At 44.6% G+C, this 16,241-nt stretch carries 16 protein-coding genes; 14 read left to right on the top strand and 2 right to left on the bottom strand.

Annotated features, from left to right (window positions below; all coding sequences use genetic code 11):
* Positions 1-8: 8 nt before the first annotated feature.
* Positions 9-1,298 carry an McrC family protein gene (locus tag FHS57_RS06370; RefSeq protein WP_183972041.1) on the bottom strand — a complete coding sequence of 430 codons (1,290 nt, stop codon included), beginning with the start codon at positions 1,296-1,298 and terminating at the stop codon, positions 9-11.
* 114 nt (positions 1,299-1,412) lie between these two features.
* Here FHS57_RS06370 and rimP point away from each other — a divergent pair, with 114 nt between their 5' ends.
* The 7 genes from rimP to FHS57_RS06335 all read left to right on the top strand — a co-directional run bounded on the left by rimP (position 1,413) and on the right by FHS57_RS06335 (position 9,701).
* Complete coding sequence (gene rimP / locus FHS57_RS06365) at positions 1,413-1,880, top strand: ribosome maturation factor RimP (protein WP_183972040.1); 468 nt, start codon at positions 1,413-1,415, stop codon at positions 1,878-1,880.
* A 63-nt stretch (positions 1,881-1,943) separates the two neighbouring features.
* On the top strand, positions 1,944-3,188 hold the full coding sequence (nusA, locus tag FHS57_RS06360) for a transcription termination factor NusA (protein WP_122932228.1): 1,245 nt from the start codon (positions 1,944-1,946) through the stop codon (positions 3,186-3,188).
* Positions 3,189-3,356: 168 nt separating this feature from the next.
* A complete protein-coding gene (infB, locus tag FHS57_RS06355) occupies positions 3,357-6,707 on the top strand; it encodes a translation initiation factor IF-2 (RefSeq protein WP_183972039.1) in 3,351 nt (1,116 codons plus the stop codon).
* A 224-nt stretch (positions 6,708-6,931) separates the two neighbouring features.
* On the top strand, positions 6,932-7,828 hold the full coding sequence (locus FHS57_RS06350; protein WP_183972038.1) for a CPBP family intramembrane glutamic endopeptidase: 897 nt from the start codon (positions 6,932-6,934) through the stop codon (positions 7,826-7,828).
* A gap of 54 nt (positions 7,829-7,882) precedes the next feature.
* Positions 7,883-8,095, top strand: a complete 213-nt coding sequence (locus FHS57_RS06345) for a DUF2007 domain-containing protein (protein ID WP_028524209.1) — start codon at positions 7,883-7,885, stop codon at positions 8,093-8,095.
* Positions 8,076-8,909: a phosphatidate cytidylyltransferase gene (locus FHS57_RS06340; protein ID WP_183972037.1), complete on the top strand. Its 834-nt coding sequence runs from the start codon at positions 8,076-8,078 to the stop codon at positions 8,907-8,909. The genes FHS57_RS06345 and FHS57_RS06340 overlap by 20 nt, the downstream gene beginning before the upstream one ends.
* A 57-nt stretch (positions 8,910-8,966) precedes the next feature.
* The gene (locus FHS57_RS06335; protein WP_183972036.1) at positions 8,967-9,701 is read left to right on the top strand and encodes a carboxypeptidase-like regulatory domain-containing protein; all 735 of its coding nucleotides are present in this window, start codon (positions 8,967-8,969) and stop codon (positions 9,699-9,701) included.
* Here the strand turns inward: FHS57_RS06335 and FHS57_RS06330 are convergent, their stop codons facing one another.
* Complete coding sequence (locus FHS57_RS06330; RefSeq protein WP_183972035.1) at positions 9,702-10,517, bottom strand: UDP-2,3-diacylglucosamine diphosphatase; 816 nt, start codon at positions 10,515-10,517, stop codon at positions 9,702-9,704.
* Positions 10,518-10,601: 84 nt separating this feature from the next.
* On the opposite strand from FHS57_RS06330, the gene FHS57_RS06325 reads away from it, so the two are divergent.
* The 7 genes from FHS57_RS06325 to hemJ all read left to right on the top strand — a co-directional run bounded on the left by FHS57_RS06325 (position 10,602) and on the right by hemJ (position 16,241).
* Positions 10,602-11,108, top strand: coding sequence for a cupin domain-containing protein (locus FHS57_RS06325; protein ID WP_183972034.1), 507 nt, complete (start codon positions 10,602-10,604; stop codon positions 11,106-11,108).
* Complete coding sequence (locus FHS57_RS06320) at positions 11,108-11,638, top strand: YfiT family bacillithiol transferase (protein ID WP_183972033.1); 531 nt, start codon at positions 11,108-11,110, stop codon at positions 11,636-11,638. Before FHS57_RS06325 ends, FHS57_RS06320 begins: the two co-directional genes overlap by 1 nt.
* Positions 11,639-11,720: 82 nt before the next feature.
* On the top strand, positions 11,721-12,161 hold the full coding sequence (locus FHS57_RS06315) for a YkvA family protein (RefSeq protein ID WP_183972032.1): 441 nt from the start codon (positions 11,721-11,723) through the stop codon (positions 12,159-12,161).
* A gap of 179 nt (positions 12,162-12,340) precedes the next feature.
* Positions 12,341-12,541 carry a Sec-independent protein translocase subunit TatA/TatB gene (locus FHS57_RS06310; RefSeq protein ID WP_028524216.1) on the top strand — a complete coding sequence of 67 codons (201 nt, stop codon included), beginning with the start codon at positions 12,341-12,343 and terminating at the stop codon, positions 12,539-12,541.
* 155 nt (positions 12,542-12,696) lie between these two features.
* Positions 12,697-14,151 (top strand): Asp-tRNA(Asn)/Glu-tRNA(Gln) amidotransferase subunit GatA, encoded by a 1,455-nt coding sequence (gene gatA, locus FHS57_RS06305; RefSeq protein ID WP_310586978.1) that lies wholly within the window; start codon positions 12,697-12,699, stop codon positions 14,149-14,151.
* Positions 14,152-14,229: 78 nt separating this feature from the next.
* Entirely contained in the window at positions 14,230-15,693 is a 1,464-nt protein-coding gene (locus FHS57_RS06300; protein WP_183972031.1) for a lytic transglycosylase domain-containing protein, read from the top strand.
* An 11-nt stretch (positions 15,694-15,704) separates the two neighbouring features.
* Positions 15,705-16,241 carry a protoporphyrinogen oxidase HemJ gene (hemJ, locus tag FHS57_RS06295; protein WP_183972030.1) on the top strand — a complete coding sequence of 179 codons (537 nt, stop codon included), beginning with the start codon at positions 15,705-15,707 and terminating at the stop codon, positions 16,239-16,241.

The raw sequence follows: 16,241 nt of genomic DNA, 5'->3' as shown, positions 1-16,241 counted from the left end.
CCGATGAGCTAGCTCATCGGGGTATTTGTTTGATGGTCAATAATTGCCCGAACTGTTCCGATGGCGGTCGATAAAGGTTGGGTAATGTCAAAGGGCAGAATGATTAGCTGAAGCGCATCATCAAAGCGGAAAGCGGGGAGGGGAGTTGTAAAACTTTCGTGAGCAGGATAGAGCAAATACAACTCGGTTGCGCGGTATTTCTGGCCGTAGGCGTAGAGCTGGTACAAATCCGCCTGGTCGATGCCATAATTGGGAGCCTCGGGAGAGATGCGTTTCCATTTTATATCAATCACAATCACATGTTTGTGGAGTCGCAAAACCAAGTCGGGGCGTAGTTTAAATTGGGGTTTCCCGTCGTGGCGTTGAAGTAAGTAGTGGGCTGTTTCTTGATAAACAACTTCGTATTCTTGACAATAGCGTTTAAAGCCTTGTGCTACGTATCGTTCAAACAATTGTTCGGTAGGAAATAAAAGCGACTCGTTGGTGTTTTTGCCGAAGGTACTCCACGATTGATTCATCAGCAGGATTTTAGCCCATTTTAACGCTTGTGTGTAGCGGTCAAAACTTCGCGCTAAGTGCTGAGCTTTCTGAAAGTCTTCCGTCAGCGTAGAAGAGGGCTGTATTTCGTCCCAAATAAAACGTAGCTTTCGTAGTTTGGCCTGATTAGGTAGATAGTGGCTTCGTTTGGCCAAGAACTCAATGCAGGTTTTGAGCAGCCGATTGGGTAAAATATCGGCGATAAACTGGTCGTGTTCAACGGCCAATAATTCGGGATGAGCGTGGTTTTGGCGATGATACTGCCATTTCCCCTTCAAAAAACGACTTTGTTCCTCCACCGTCTCGTACGATTTTTGAATCCCTTGTCGGGTCAATTGTTCAATTTCGGCAATAAACGCGGAGATGAAAATCTCCCAAACGGGTAAGTGTGCCTGTTGCAATTGCGCTTGCGAAAGTCGATGAAAGGGCAACTCGGGTACTGTGCGTAGCATTCTCAAGAGCGCCAAACGCATCTCAGGCAATTGAGTGTGTAAGGCTATTTTGGGTAAAATCTCAATCTGTGTTCTATCTGCAAGTTGGAGCACGCCCACGTAGTTTTTTATACGGATAAATTCTCCCCCTTTTTGAACGCTGTAAGTCAAAAGTGGGTCGGTATTGGCTTGAAAAGATAACTGTTTTAAAAGCTCAAAAGTAGAATCAGACACAAAAATGGCCGAAAGTGTATCGGTTTGCTCCTTACGAAGGGCGGTAGATAGTCTTCGGATGTACCCGTGTTCGGTAATCGTAAAGTGCTGTGGCATAGCATAAGTTAGAGTCACACTTGCTAAATTAGTAAAAATCAATTACCTTTGTCCCTAATTATATGATGATTGATTACAGAGGGGAACGAAATTCCCCTTTTTTGTTGGCAAAAAATGAACCTAAAAGAAAGAATAATCGCTTTGCTGTCAACGCTTTTGGAAGAGGATGAATTCTTCATTGTGGAGGTACAAGTTTCCCCTTCAAAAGTTCGGCAAAAGGTGACGATATTGATGGATAGTGACGCGGGAATTAGCATCGACGAATGTGCCGAAATAAGCCGCAAACTAGATGATATGATTGAAGCGGAGGAGCTTATTCCGCACGCTTATACCCTTGAGATTTCCTCGCCAGGCGTAGATTATCCCTTAGCTTTTCCTCGTCAGTTTCAGAAAAACATTGGCCGTACGCTAAAAGTGATTCTGAAAGATGGAATCGAAAAAAGGGGAGAGTTAATCGCTGTTTCGGACGAAGGTTTTACCGTCAAGGAAGAATTGAAGAAAAAGAAGAAAGACCAAGTCCCTGCGGAGTTGACTTTTGCCTATGGTGATATTGTCAGAGCAGAAGTACAAATCAAATTTTAATACGAATAAAAACTAACGAATAATCATAAACTGTGGCTTGCCACTTAACTCTTTCGAAAGAAAATGGATAGTGCAGTATTGATAGAATCATTTGCGGAGTTTGCGCGTTCCAAAAACATCGATCGTCCTACGATTATCAAAGTATTGGAAGATGTGTTTCGTACAATGATTCGTAAGAAATATGGAACCGATACCAATTTTGACGTAATCATCAACCCAGACAGTGGAGACCTCGAAATGTGGCGTACCCGCGAAATCGTGGACGATAACTCGGAAGATATTTGGGAACCGGATAAAATTCCATTGGCAGAAGCCCGTAAAATCCAAGATGACTTTGAAGTAGGTGAAGAAGTAGCCGAAGAAGTGAAATTGGAGGACTTTGGCCGCCGCATGGTACAAACAGCTCGCCAAACATTGATTCAAAAAATCAAGGATTTGGAGAAAGAATTGTTGTACTACAAATACAAAGACATGGTGGGCGATTTGCTCAACGTGGAAGTGTATCAAATTTTGAAAAATGAGCTTATTTGTTTGGATTCGGAAGGAAACGAACTCGTATTGCCCAAACAAGAGCAGATTTTCAAAGACAAGTACCGCAAAGGGGAGCCTGTAAAAGTGGTAATTCACAAAGTAGAGTTAAACAACGGCACGCCACGCATCACCTTGTCGCGTACGTCGCCAGTGTTCTTGGAGCGTTTGTTTGAAAACGAAATCCCTGAAATCTACGATGGCCTTATCCATATCCGTAAGATTGTCCGCGAACCAGGCGAAAGAGCCAAAGTCGCAGTGGAATCATACGACGACCGCATCGACCCCGTAGGAGCTTGCGTGGGTATGAAAGGTTCACGTATTCACACGATTGTACGTGAATTGAACAACGAAAACATCGACGTCATCAACTACACTGAAAACTTAGAGTTGTTGATTCAACGTGCGTTGAGTCCTGCAAAAATCACCTCGATGGTGATCGACCGCGAAGCCAAACGAGTATCGGTGTATTTGAAACCAGACCAAGTGTCGTTGGCAATTGGTAAAGGAGGACAAAACATCAAACTGGCAGGCCGCTTAGTGAGCATGGAAATCGACGTATTCCGTGATGTAGAAGGTCAGGAAGATGAAGAAGACGTTGACTTGAACGAATTTACGGACGAAATCGACGAGTGGATGATCGAAGAATTCCGTAAGATAGGTTTGGATACTGCGAAACAAGTAATCAGCATCAGCAAAGAAGAATTGATTCGCCGTACCGATCTTGAAGAAGAAACCGTTGATGAAATCTTAGAAATTTTGCGCCGAGAGTTTGAATAATTCGGGACTTTTAGATTTAAAATGTCCATTACAAACGGTTTTTAGGCGTTGTTAGTACGAGAGATACTAAGACTTGACAAATAAATCTGTATCTTTGGACTAATTTTCAGGGTTTTTCCAGAAAAACGAATAAACAATAACCCGTACTTTAGTACGAAAATTTCCAATATGTCGGAAGAAAAAAGTATGCGCCTTAGCCAAGCGGCCCGAATTCTCAACCGTAATCACGCAGCGGTTGCGAGTATTTTGGCTGCAAAAGGGTATAAGGTGGACAACAATCCTAATACAAAGCTAAACGCAGAACAACTTGAGTTTTTGGCGAAAGAATTCAAGGCTGAGTCGTTGTTGGGGGGAAGTGCACCCAAAAAAGAAGAAGTAGTAACCACGCCACCAGCAAAGGGAGAAGATAGCCCCGTGCTGTATTTCCGTAGCTCACAAGCAGCAGGTAACAACAAGCCTGCCAGTGAATCAGCCTCTGAATCAACGTCGCCAAAAGAACCAGAGATTTTACGTGCCGAGACATCTCAAATTGGATTGAAAGTAGTAGGTAAAATTGATTTAGACGCGCCTAAATCATCGGTTACACCTCCTCAGCCAGCTCCCAAGCCAGTTGAAGAGCCGAAACCTGTGGTGGTAGTTCCTCCTGTTGAGGAGAAAAAACCAGAACCACCTGTGGCGCCTAAGGTAGAAGAACCAGTAGTAGTTGTGAAACCACCAGTGGTTGAAGAAAAACCAGCGCCAGCGCCAGTACCAACTCCAGCCCCTGCTCCTGTAGTAGTGGAAGTAGTGGAGACAAAACCAGCTCCTGCTCCAGAGCCAATAAAACCACCTGTGGAAACCCCGAAAGTGGAGGAGAAAAAAGAAGAACCAGTGCAAGAGGTGAAGCCAACTCCTGCTCCACCAAAAGTTCAAGAGCCACCAGTGAAGGTAGAAGTAAGCCAACCGCAACCTAAACAGGAGGTTGAGAAACCAGCTCCACGAGTTGAAAAACCTCAGCCGCCAGTAACTCCTCCCCAGCCAGCCAAAGAAGAGCCGGCCGCTGCCCCCGAAGTGGAGGCACAACCTGTACTTATCGAAGCGAAAGCTGATCCACTAAAAGGTTTGACCATTTTAGGGAAAATTGAGCTTCCAACGGATCGCCGTAGTGGTGATGCGGGAGGAAATCGCGATAAGGACAAGGACAAAAAACGCAAGCGTAAGCGTGTACGCAAAGGGGAAAAGGTGGTTGAAAATGCGCCTACTAACCGTAACAACAACAATAATAATAACAACGGTAACAATACTGCTGGAAATAACAACGGTAACAACAACACAAACGCCAACAATAGTGGCAACAGCGGAAGAACGGGAGATCGACCTGCGAGGGACGGTCAGAACAGACCGCAGCAAGCCTCTGGAGGAAATGCGCAAGGTGGAGGTAACAACAATAATTCCAACAATAACAACAACCGCAGAGGTCCAAACTCGGGTCAAGGACAAGGTGGGAATACAAATACTAACAATACCAACACCAGTAACAATACCAACAATAACAACAACAGTAATAATAACAATAAAAAGGGCGGAAACACGGCCAATAACAACCGCCGCGAACGCAAAGAGGAAATCTCTGACAAAGAAGTATCAGACTCAATCAAGGCAACAAATGCTCGTTTGACTGGTACTACGCGTGGTAAAAACTTTGGAGCTGACAAACGCCGTGAGCGTCGTCGGGTTCGTGCAGTAGCAGAAGAAGATCGCTTGATGCAAGAACAAGAAGATGCAAAAGTACTCAAGGTGACAGAGTTTGTCTCGGCCAATGAGCTTTCGTCTTTGATGGACGTGTCGGTGCAAGAGGTTATTTCTGTGTGTTTGAGCATGGGTATGTTCGTCTCAATCAACCAGCGTTTGGATGCAGAAAGTATTACCTTGATTGCGGATGAGTTTGGTTATGACGTTTCTTTCATCTCTGCCGAAGAAGAAATTCAGGGCGATGTACAGGAAATTGAAGACGATGAGGCTGATTTGCAAGAACGCGCCCCTATCGTAACCATCATGGGTCACGTTGACCACGGTAAAACCTCGTTGCTTGACTACATTCGCCGTACTCGCGTAGCAGCGGGTGAAGCAGGGGGAATCACGCAGCACATTGGTGCCTACAGTGTAAAAACAGATGGTGGTCGCCGAATTACCTTCCTCGATACACCAGGTCACGAAGCCTTTACGGCGATGCGTGCGCGGGGTGCGAAAGTAACCGACGTCGTTATCATTGTAATTGCTGCGGACGACTCTATCATGCCTCAAACGCGGGAAGCGATTAACCACGCACAAAACGCGGGTAGTCCGATTGTGTTTGCTTTTAGTAAGATTGACAAGCCTGGAGCTAATACGGAAAAAATCCGTGAAGCATTGGCAAATATGAATATTTTGGTGGAAGAGTGGGGTGGAAAGTACCAAACACAAGAAATCTCGTCAAAATCAGGGGTTGGTATTCCTGATTTGCTCGAAAAAGTATTGTTGGAAGCCGACTTGCTCGAACTCAAAGCCAACCCAGAACGCCGCGCTTCGGGTACTGTGATTGAAGCATCGCTGGACAAAGGCCGTGGCTATTTGGCAACGGTATTGGTTCAAACGGGAACCCTTAAAGTAGGAGATCCTATTTTGGCAGGTTCACACCATGGACGTGTGAAGGCCATGTTTGATGCGTCAGGAACGCGCCTAAAAACTGCGGGGCCATCTACACCAGTGCAGTTGCTTGGTTTGAACGGGGCGCCTCAAGCGGGGGATAAGTTCAATGCGATGGAATCAGAACGTGAAGCACGGGAGATTGCCAACAAGCGCGAACAAATCATGCGTGAGCAAACAATCCGTACTCGTAAGCACATTACGCTGGAAGAAATCGGTCGTCGTAAGGCCATCGGAACTTTCAAAGAGTTGAACATCATCATCAAAGGTGACGTGGACGGTTCGGTCGAAGCCTTGTCGGATTCATTGTTGAAACTTTCGACGGAAGAGGTACAAGTGAATATCGTCAACAAAGCGGTGGGTCAAATCGCTGAGTCGGATGTCAACTTGGCGATTGCGTCGGATGCCATCATCGTTGGTTTCCAAGTTCGTCCTTCTATCAATGCTAAGAAACTTGCAGAACAAGAACAAATCGAAATTCGCCTCTACTCGGTCATTTACGACGCTATCAACGAAGTAAAAGATGCGATGTTGGGTATGTTGGAGCCAACAATGGAAGAAGTCATTGTGGGTAACGCTGAGATTCGCGAAGTGTTCAAGATTAGCAAAGTGGGTACTGTAGCAGGATGTTACGTAACCGATGGGCATCTTAAACGTAATAACAAAGTGCGCGTTATCCGTGACTTTATTGTGGTTCACGAAGGTGAAATTTCGCAACTTAAACGTTACAAAGACGATGTAAACGAAGTTAAATCAGGGTTTGAATTTGGTCTTAGCATCAAAGGGCTTAATGATATTCAAGTAGGGGATATTGTAGAAAGCTTCGAAATGAAAGAAGTAAAACGGACGCTGTAAACATACAAATACATTGATTGCGACGGGCTTTTGGTATCACCAAAGGCCCGTTTCGTTTTAAGGAAGGCAGAGAACGTCGCACAAACGTTGCCTGAGTGTGGGACAAAGTATCATAATTTGGTAGGGAATGTTATATTTGTGTAAGTTTATTTAGTTAATCCGTGGAAGAAATACAATCAGATATTTTTCATAGTGTCCCCCAAAGGCCCCCTTGGCGTAACGTCATGTTACTTTTTGGGTTGGTTTTGCTGGGCTCTTCGCTAGGTAATCTCCTCGCGATGGCGGCGATTATGGCCTTGAGTATGACGCATGGTGGGTTGGGGCTCGAAGACATCGCTCAAATGCTGCAAAAGCCTGAGACTTACCCGCACTCATGGTGGTATTTGATGTTGATACAAGCCGTATCACATTCGTTTACATTTCTTATTCCTAGCGTTATCTATTGGCGATGGTCAGAACAACATCGGGTCGAAGAGTTCGTGCGTCGTCCGTTACCTTCTTTTTTACTGCTAGGAGTGGCTTGTCTGGCCGTGCTGGCTTTTATGCCGTTGAATAGCCTGATTATTGAATGGAATAACAGTGTACATTTACCTCAGGGGCTATTTAGGGTCGAAAGCTGGATGAGACGTAAAGAGCAAGAATTGGCAATAATGACCCAGTTTTTGACCGAATTTAAGTCATTGCCCAAGCTATTAGTGGCTATGACGGTGATGGCTATTATTCCAGCCATTGGTGAAGAAGTGCTGTTCAGAGGTATTATTCAGCGAAAAATATTTCATAAAATTGGAGACATGCACATCTCCATTTGGTTGACGGCGGCGATATTTAGTGCTACCCATTTGCAGTTCTTGGGCTTTATACCCCGAATGCTCCTAGGCGCCATGTTTGGCTATATGTATGCGTGGAGTCGAAATTTATGGACACCTATTTTTGCTCACTTCGTCAATAATGCAGCTACACTGCTAATGGTTTACCTGTCGAACCAGCAGCTAATTTCAATGAATGTTGAGAATCCCGAATCTACTATTTCATGGACGGGGGCATTAATATCATTAGTACTAACGGCAGGTTTGCTTTTAAACTTAAAAATAATTTCTCACCGTAGAGTGGCTCAGTTGTAGATTGTTTAGCACTATCTGCATTGCACGGAGGCGCTTACATTTACAATAAATCAAATGACTGTTGATAATTGGGAAAAAATCTTTGAGACAAGTTTCCAGCATCGTGCCGAAATCGTGCGGGAATACTTAGAGCAACAATCTATTTCGGGAGTTGTTATTAATAAACAGGATAGCAGTTACCACTTTGGCAAGTACGAGTTGTATGTTCCTTTGAAAGATGCTATCATTGCCAAAACTATCGTAGAGAATGAAATCTCCTTTGAATAACCTATCTAATCTTCAACAACGTATTATTGCCGCAATTGTAGGGGTAGCCATCATTTTATCCGCTATTTTATACAGTGATTGGACGTTTTTATTGCTTTTTTGTGCCATCAGTATTCTTACGCAATTAGAGTTTTACAAGCTACTAGGGCTTGACGGAAATCAACCCTTAACCTATTATGGCACGTTATGCGGGGTATTTATCAACCTTCTGACATTTTTGATTGAAAAAGAAGTAATTGATTTCCAAAATTACTTCCTGATTAGTCCGATGGTGACCATGATTTTCTTTATAAAATTATACAAGAAAAAAGACCTAAAGCCCTTTCAAAACATCGCTTTTACGTTTTTGGGTATTATTTACGTCGCCATCCCTTTTTCGTTACTAAGTGTCTTGGCGATGCGTGGTGGAGTCTATAATTACGAAATCGTACTCGGAAGCTTATTTCTATTGTGGGCAACCGACGTAGGTGCGTATTTTGCGGGTACTTATTTCGGAAAAAGAAAGCTTTTTGAACGTGTTTCTCCCAAAAAATCATGGGAAGGGGCCGTTGGTGGGGCTTTTTTTGCAGCCATTGTAGCTTTTATCCTTGGGATTTACTTCCGCTCGTACGAAGAATGGGCCTGGTATTGTATCGGAGCAGTGATTGTGGTGGCAGGTACATTAGGAGATTTAGTGGAATCTCTTTTTAAAAGAAGCATCGCCATCAAAGATTCTGGTAGTACAATCCCAGGACACGGTGGCTTTTTAGACCGTTTTGACGGCTTGCTGCTTTCGGCACCGTTTATTGTGACATTCGTTAAAATTTTTTCATAGATAAAAACGTTACTCATTATAAGGACACACCTTTGCGTTCATTTTTGACCAGAAACTATGCTACAAAAACATACATACAGCTACTTCCTTGTTGGGGTTATTTTTTTGCTTTCATTGCTGAACACAGTAGAAGGACGTGCCCAAGGGCAGGTAAAAAGCATTATGTTTACGGGGCGTGTAGTCGGAGTAAAAGGTACTCAAACGCTCGCGAAAGCCTATATTTTTATTCCAAAAGCAGGGCGAGGAACTTTGGCGGACGAAGCAGGATATTTTGCCTTGCCCGTATTTCCTGGAGATAGTGTGGTGTTTAGTTATTTGGGATACCAAAAACAATACCACGTGGTTCCAAAACGCCACATGGAAGAATCGTATTCGGCCATCATTTTGATGAAAGAAGACATAAAAACGCTGGCTGAAGTGAAGGTCTATCCGTATGCAACGGAAGAAGACTTTAAAAAAGCGTTTATCGCCATGAAATTGCCTGACGAATTTGAACGCGAAAACCTCGAACGAAATACGCGCCAAGAGCTCTTGATGCAAATGGCGGCCGCCACACCGATGAGCGCCGCATCTAACTACCGAAGTTTTATGGACCAACAAATTTTTGGTCGTGATAATGCCGCCAACCGAAGTTTCTCAAACACCCTGCCTTTCTTGAATCCCTTTGCTTGGGCAAGCTTTATTAAGTCAGTCAAAAACGGTGACTTGAAAAAGAAAGAATACCGAGATATTCTTAAACAAGCCCCACGCGAAAACATCTCCCGCCAAGATATTTTGAAGAAAGACAATTAATTACGCTTTTTGGGGTTCGTCGTAATCGACGAGCTGGGTTTCTTGGCCGTCAAAAACGGCGTAAGAATTATATACAATCCAATCGCCCAAAATGAGGGTTCGACTGCGCTGATTGATGGGCAAATCGAGCTTGATGTGTCGGTGTCCAAAAACGTAAAAATCGTGATGGTGTAGTTTTTCTTGTTCCTTTGCATACAAAACAAGCCACTCTTTGTCTTCGCCCCAATACGACGGCTGCCCTTCTTTTTCGTGTTTGCGCCAGCTATGCAACGCCCACGATTGCCCCATCCAGAGTGCAACATTGGGATGTAAAAGGTTACCAAAAGCCCAACTCGCCAGTTTACTTTCAAAAACAATGCGCAGTAATTTGTAAAAATGGTCGCCTGGGCCAAGCCCGTCGCCGTGCGCAATGTGAAACGACCGAATGGGCGCATTGGGTGTGGTTTCGACCAGTAAATCAAGCGGGCGGCGGTAGGTTTTGATGTTTAATTCTTTTTCAAAATAATCGGTCATCCACATGTCGTGATTGCCAGGGAATGCGATAATCTGGATGCCCGCATCCGTCAGTTCCCCGAGTTTTCCCAACAACCGAACAAAACCACGCGGAACGACGCGTTTGTGTTCGTACCAAAAATCAAACAAATCGCCAACCAAGCAGATAAGTTGGGCATCGTGACGGATACTTTCTAGCCACCGCACAATGCGCTTTTCGCGGACGAGGCTATCGGCATGAGTGGGGGCACCAAGGTGAAAATCAGAGGCAAAATAGATTTTCTTTGCGGGCGAAAGGCTAACTTTTAAAGATTGAAAAGACATGTGACTTTGAAACATTCGGGCAAAAATACGGAGATTACTTTACAAGATTTTTTCTAATTTTACGACTTACCCAAGCAAATGTTCATGGAAACACCCATCCCCACTAAGTTAGAAGTAGTTGAAACCATCGCTGCGCAGTTGGCCGAGCAAGGTTTTAGCATTGTTAAGCAAGATCAAACCCGCCCATGGGGAGGTTTTTTTGTGATTAACGAAGACCAAACGCCGCAGTTTGCCGCCACCTATTTCCCGACAGTTGAGCTGTCAAGCATTCAAATTACGCAAAAACTAAGCCCTAAAATACTACTCGTTGCACCCGAGAAACGATTGTCGTGGCAATACCACCACCGCCGTGCGGAGATTTGGCGCGTTGTGTCAGGCACAGTAGGGGTTGTGAAAAGCGATACCGACGAGGAAACCGAGGTGCAGTCGTACCAGCCAGGTGATTTGATTACCTTGCGTCAAGGAGAGCGTCACCGTTTGGTGGGGTTGTCAGAATGGGGCGTCTTGGCCGAAATTTGGCAACATACCAATCCCGAACACCCTTCAGACGAAGATGATATCGTGCGTGTACAAGATGATTTTGGAAGATAATGGAAAAGCTAAAATACCCCATTGGTCGTTTTGAGTTTGGAAAAGCCTATTCGGCGGCCGAAACGCAAGCGCATATTCAGGAAATCAGTGCGCTGCCTTCAAAGTTATTTAACGTGGTGAATGTACTTAATGAGGTACAATTAGAAACACCCTACCGCCCCGAAGGCTGGACGGTGCGCCAAACGGTCCATCACGTTGTTGATAGCCACATGAATGCTTACATTCGCTTTAAGCTGGCGTTGACCGAGGACAATCCCGCAATTAAGCCCTACGAAGAAGCCTTGTGGGCTGAATTGGCCGATGGCAAAGGCGCGCCCGTAGAATGGTCGTTGCAGTTGCTGAAATACGTGCATTTGCGTTGGGTAATGTTGCTCAACTCACTGACCGATGCCGATTGGGAACGTACCTATTTTCACCCAGAAACAAAACGGGTATTCCCGCTGCGCGAAGTAGCAGCGCTGTACGCTTGGCACAGTGAGCACCATTATGAGCATATCAACCAGCTTTGTATCAAACAAGGTTGGAAATAAGATACGCGCCTAGCAAATCTTTTCAACCATTTTTACGTTTATGAGGGTGTAAACAAATTAACACCCAATTAATAGTACCGAAATGCCTTCCGCGTCCACTTCTGACAATATCTTAGTTCGGGTATTGAAGTCTGTATTTTTTAAAAGCGCCACTGGTAAAGCAGGGCGTTATGCCCGCAATGCGGGCAGCCTTTTAGAGCTTTTGGGAAAAGTATTGAACAAAACCAATGCGTTAAAAGGGGCGACCTACGATTCCCTCAGGGAAAAAGTGATGTTATTGGTACGTTTGCTCAAAGCCTACGTTAAGGGAGAATACAAAGCCGTACCATGGAAAACGCTGACCCGCATTATTGCGGTTTTGCTGTATTTTTTGTCACCAATTGATGTCATTCCTGATATACTACCAATTGTAGGATTGACCGATGACATTGCCTTGGTTGTTTGGTTGTTTAATGCCATTGGCGACGACCTTGATGCTTTTCGTGAGTGGGAGTCAAAACGAAATACTATCACGATTGGCTGATAATCTGCGAAATAGTTGTTAATTTTGCCAAAAGATTCCTTAAAATAGGGTTAAAAATCGAAAATCAACGGTAAATAAACAGTCCTATTTCGTTTTATTACTGTAATCAATACATTGCTTGAATGTACAGCAATGTATAAAAGCAACAATTTAGAGAAATCACTAACCGCATTTTCAAAATGAATACGCTTTCAATTTTTTTAATCATGGGCTTGGGTGGACAGGAACTCATTTTTATCGCCCTTATCGTGTTGTTACTTTTCGGCGCAAAGAAAATTCCTGAGTTGATGAAAGGGTTAGGAAAAGGCATTCGTGAATTCAAAGAAGCTTCTAAGGAAGTGAAAGAAAACATCGAAAAAGGACTTGACGAAAGTCGCTAAGGTCTGCCCGCTAATTTTCGGAGAAATGTTGCCGAAAAGAGGCTTTTTTACGACAATTTAGCTAAAAATCAGCAGTAGCCTTCGGACTACTGCCGATTTTTGTTTTGTACCAATCCCAATTTAATGCCAATTTCGTTGGCGGTAATCTATTGATTGTGAGCTATCATTATACCTCTCTTAGTGAAATTCAAACCGACCTCCGTTCGGGTGTTGTATCGTGCCGTGAGCTAGTGGCGTATTATTTGAAAAACATAGAGGAAAAAAATCCAGTCTTGAATGCGTTTGTGGCGGTGTATGACCAAGAAGCAACGCAAAGAGCAGAAGAAATTGACCAAAAAATTGCGGCAGGAACGGCAGGACGCCTAGCGGGAATGGTACTCGGAATCAAGGATGTCCTTTGCTATCAAAATCACGGATTACAAGCAGGAAGTTCCATTTTAAATGGTTTTGTGTCGCAGTTCACTGCGACTGCTGTACAGCGGGTATTGGCCGAAGATGCAATCATTATTGGCCGTCAAAACTGCGATGAATTTGCGATGGGTTCTTCCAACGAAAGCTGTGCGTTTGGGGTGGTGCGCAACGCTGCGGATACATCCCGCGTTCCTGGAGGTTCGTCGGGAGGCTCGGCAGTGGCAGTCCAAGCAGACATGTGCTTGGCATCATTAGGCTCAGATACGGGTGGTTCGGTGCGTCAGCCTGCGGCTTTTTGCGGGCTTGTTGGCCTAAAACCTACCTATGGACGTGTATCGCGTTGGGGGCTGATTGCCTACGGTTCTTCGTTTGATTGCATAGGGCCAATCACCAAAAGTATAGATGATGCTGCTCTTTTGCTAGAAATCATGGCTGGAGCGGATGATTTTGATAGTACGGTATCTCAGCAGCCTGTGCCTTCATTTACGCAAGCGGTAGCCAAAACGACGGTTCAAAAACAAAAAGTAGCGTATTTGCGAGAAGGCGTAGAAAGCGAGGCATTACAACCCGAAATTCGCCAAGCCATGCAAGCAAAACTTGACTGGTTACGTGAGCAAGGGCATGAAGTAGAGCCGATAGATTTTGCGCTACTTTCGTACATCTTGCCTACCTACTACATTCTTACCACGGCAGAAGCGAGTTCTAATTTATCTCGTTTTGACGGCGTGCGCTACGGTCACCGTACGGCGACTCCCGTGGATTTGATGGAACTTTACAAAAAATCGCGCAGTGAGGGTTTTGGTAAGGAAGTAAAAAAACGCATCATGCTTGGTACGTTTGTGCTCAGTGCGAGTTATTATGATGCGTATTATACCAAAGCTCAAAAAGTGCGTCGTCTGGTAAAAAATCAGACCGATGAGCTTTTTAAGAAATATGACTTTTTAATAATGCCAACTACGCCAACAACGGCCTTCCCGATTGGAGACAAAACCGAAGATCCGTTACAGATGTACTTGGCCGATATTTTTACGGTACAGGCAAACGTGATTGGGTATCCTGCCATTTCGATTCCTGCAGGAACCGACGCGCAGGGCCTTCCCATGGGGCTTCAAGTACTAGGAAAACCCTTCGGAGAAGCTGACTTGCTGGCTTTTTCAAAATACATAGTAGCCAAAGAACCAGCAAGTTCTTTGGCCTAATACTCAACATAAGCGATAAAATAGCCATTGAAAAACGAACAAAAAAGATGTAAAACCTAACGAGAAAACAACGGAACGATGATGGAATTGAAGCGAATTGTGGGCATGGGGTTGGTAGCGGGGATGTGTTGGCTTGGAACAAGCGTGGGTGCCTGTGCACAAGAAGTAGAGACTGACACCAACGTAGTGGAAGAACAAATTCAAGTAGAAGCAATGGCCGACTCAACGGTGTCGGAAGCGCTTGTACGCGAACGTCTTGCTAAGTTGGAAAACATCATTCCACTCCGTTATCATAAGGTAACGCATCAGTTTGTGGAGTATTTTATCTACCGCAAGCCGAGCTTTGTGAAGCGAATGTTAGAGCAAATGCACTTGTACTTTCCGTTGTACGAGCAGATGCTTGAAAAACACGGAATGCCGCGTGAGTTGAAGTTTTTGTCATTGATTGAATCGGGGTTAAACCCGCGCATTATTTCGTACGCAGGAGCAGGAGGGTTGTGGCAATTTATGCCTGCAACGGGTCGTGAGTATGGGATGAAGCAAAACGACTACATCGACGAGCGTTTTGACCCCGTAAAATCAACCGAAGCCGCTTGTGTGTATTTGAAACGTCTTCACCGTGCTTTTGGTGATTGGGAAATGGCTTTGGCCGCTTATAACGTAGGGCCAGGCAATGTAAAAAGGGCGATGCGCCGCTCAGGTTCGAGTACTTTCTGGGGAATCTATAATTTCTTGCCCAAACAAACGCGCCATTATGTGCCTCAATTTGTGGCCATGACCTATTTGATGCACTACCACGCCGACCACGGTATTTTTGCAGAAACCCCCGATTATCCCATGCTTTTTGACACGATTCAAGTGTCGGGATATGTCAATTTGCATACGTTTGCGAAACTAAGCAATATTTCGTTGGATGAGTTTTATAAACTTAATCCACAAGTTATCAACACTGAACTTCCTGCAACTACCAAAGAATACGTGCTCCGTGTTCCGAGTCATAATTTTGACTTTTTTCAAGAAAATCGTCTAGCCATTTGGGATTCAGCGACGAAATCACCCTTCCAAAGCCGTATGTTATTGGCAACGAACGGGGAGGAAACTACCGATAGTGCTGGCGCTATCAAAAAAGTAGGTGGATTGGTTGCGGCGGGCGACGAAAATGAAGATCCAGAAACCATCATTACGCGCCAGACGCGAAAAATGTACCACACGGTGCGCCGAGGGGAGACTCTCGGGAAAATAGCAAGCCGTTATGGGGTAGATACGTACGACCTAAAACGCTGGAACCATTTGCGAGGCAATAGTATCATGCGTGGTAAGCGATTGGTTGTCTTCAAAGAGACTACCAAAAACGCCAGTGCGCCAGCGCAGTTGGCATCGGATACAAAGACGAAAATTAAGATTCGTTATCACCGCGTTCAGCCAGGCGATACGCTTTCGACCATTGCCGAACGTTATGGAATCAATATCAGTCGCTTGAAAAAAATCAACCGCTTAAAAGGCAATACTGTTCGTAAAGGGCAGAAACTTATTGTAGGGTAACAGCATCATACATGGCACTTTTTTATTTTAAAGCTTTCCACATTGTGGGGGCAGTTGCGTGGTTTGCGGGCTTGTTTTACTTGGTACGAATGTTTGTGTATCACGTAGAAGCCGAACAAAAGCCTACTCCTGAGCTTCGAGAAGCGTTTAAAGCGCAGTTTAACCTTATGGAATGGCGGGCGTATAAAATCATCTGCAACCCCGCCATGATGCTTACATGGACATGCGGCCTCACGATGACCTTACTCAATCCAGGCTATTGGCAAATGGGTTGGTTTCACGTTAAGTTGGCCATTTTGATTTTACTGACGGTTTATCACCTTTGGTGCAAACGTATTATTGTGCAGTTGGAACAAGGTAAAAATCCGTTTGATTCCTTCCAATTTAGGCTTCTTAACGAGCTTCCTACGCTCTTTTTGGTGAGTATTGCGTTGTTGGCGGTTTTGCGCGACACGCTCAATTTCCTGTACGCTTTTGGCGGCGTTTTGGTCTTTGGCGTACTGCTGTTTATGTTTGCCAAAGCGTACAAGAAACGGCGAGAAGGGTAG

Origin of the sequence: Runella defluvii (assembly GCF_014195535.1) — a bacterium.
Classification (GTDB): domain Bacteria; phylum Bacteroidota; class Bacteroidia; order Cytophagales; family Spirosomataceae; genus Runella; species Runella defluvii.
The sequence above is the reverse complement of the archived record's forward strand: the minus strand, read 5'-3'. Positions and strand labels throughout refer to the sequence as shown.

Excerpts from the sequence above, each read along its gene's own strand:
- FHS57_RS06370 (WP_183972041.1), bottom strand. The coding sequence starts at position 1,298 with ATGCCACAGCACTTTACGATTACCGAACACGGGTACATCCGAAGACTA.
- rimP (WP_183972040.1), top strand. The coding sequence starts at position 1,413 with ATGAACCTAAAAGAAAGAATAATCGCTTTGCTGTCAACGCTTTTGGAA.
- nusA (WP_122932228.1), top strand. The coding sequence starts at position 1,944 with ATGGATAGTGCAGTATTGATAGAATCATTTGCGGAGTTTGCGCGTTCC.
- infB (WP_183972039.1), top strand. The coding sequence starts at position 3,357 with ATGTCGGAAGAAAAAAGTATGCGCCTTAGCCAAGCGGCCCGAATTCTC.
- FHS57_RS06350 (WP_183972038.1), top strand. The coding sequence starts at position 6,932 with ATGTTACTTTTTGGGTTGGTTTTGCTGGGCTCTTCGCTAGGTAATCTC.
- FHS57_RS06345 (WP_028524209.1), top strand. The coding sequence starts at position 7,883 with ATGACTGTTGATAATTGGGAAAAAATCTTTGAGACAAGTTTCCAGCAT.
- FHS57_RS06340 (WP_183972037.1), top strand. The coding sequence starts at position 8,076 with ATGAAATCTCCTTTGAATAACCTATCTAATCTTCAACAACGTATTATT.
- FHS57_RS06335 (WP_183972036.1), top strand. The coding sequence starts at position 8,967 with ATGCTACAAAAACATACATACAGCTACTTCCTTGTTGGGGTTATTTTT.
- FHS57_RS06330 (WP_183972035.1), bottom strand. The coding sequence starts at position 10,517 with ATGTCTTTTCAATCTTTAAAAGTTAGCCTTTCGCCCGCAAAGAAAATC.
- FHS57_RS06325 (WP_183972034.1), top strand. The coding sequence starts at position 10,602 with ATGGAAACACCCATCCCCACTAAGTTAGAAGTAGTTGAAACCATCGCT.
- FHS57_RS06320 (WP_183972033.1), top strand. The coding sequence starts at position 11,108 with ATGGAAAAGCTAAAATACCCCATTGGTCGTTTTGAGTTTGGAAAAGCC.
- FHS57_RS06315 (WP_183972032.1), top strand. The coding sequence starts at position 11,721 with ATGCCTTCCGCGTCCACTTCTGACAATATCTTAGTTCGGGTATTGAAG.
- FHS57_RS06310 (WP_028524216.1), top strand. The coding sequence starts at position 12,341 with ATGAATACGCTTTCAATTTTTTTAATCATGGGCTTGGGTGGACAGGAA.
- FHS57_RS06300 (WP_183972031.1), top strand. The coding sequence starts at position 14,230 with ATGATGGAATTGAAGCGAATTGTGGGCATGGGGTTGGTAGCGGGGATG.
- hemJ (WP_183972030.1), top strand. The coding sequence starts at position 15,705 with ATGGCACTTTTTTATTTTAAAGCTTTCCACATTGTGGGGGCAGTTGCG.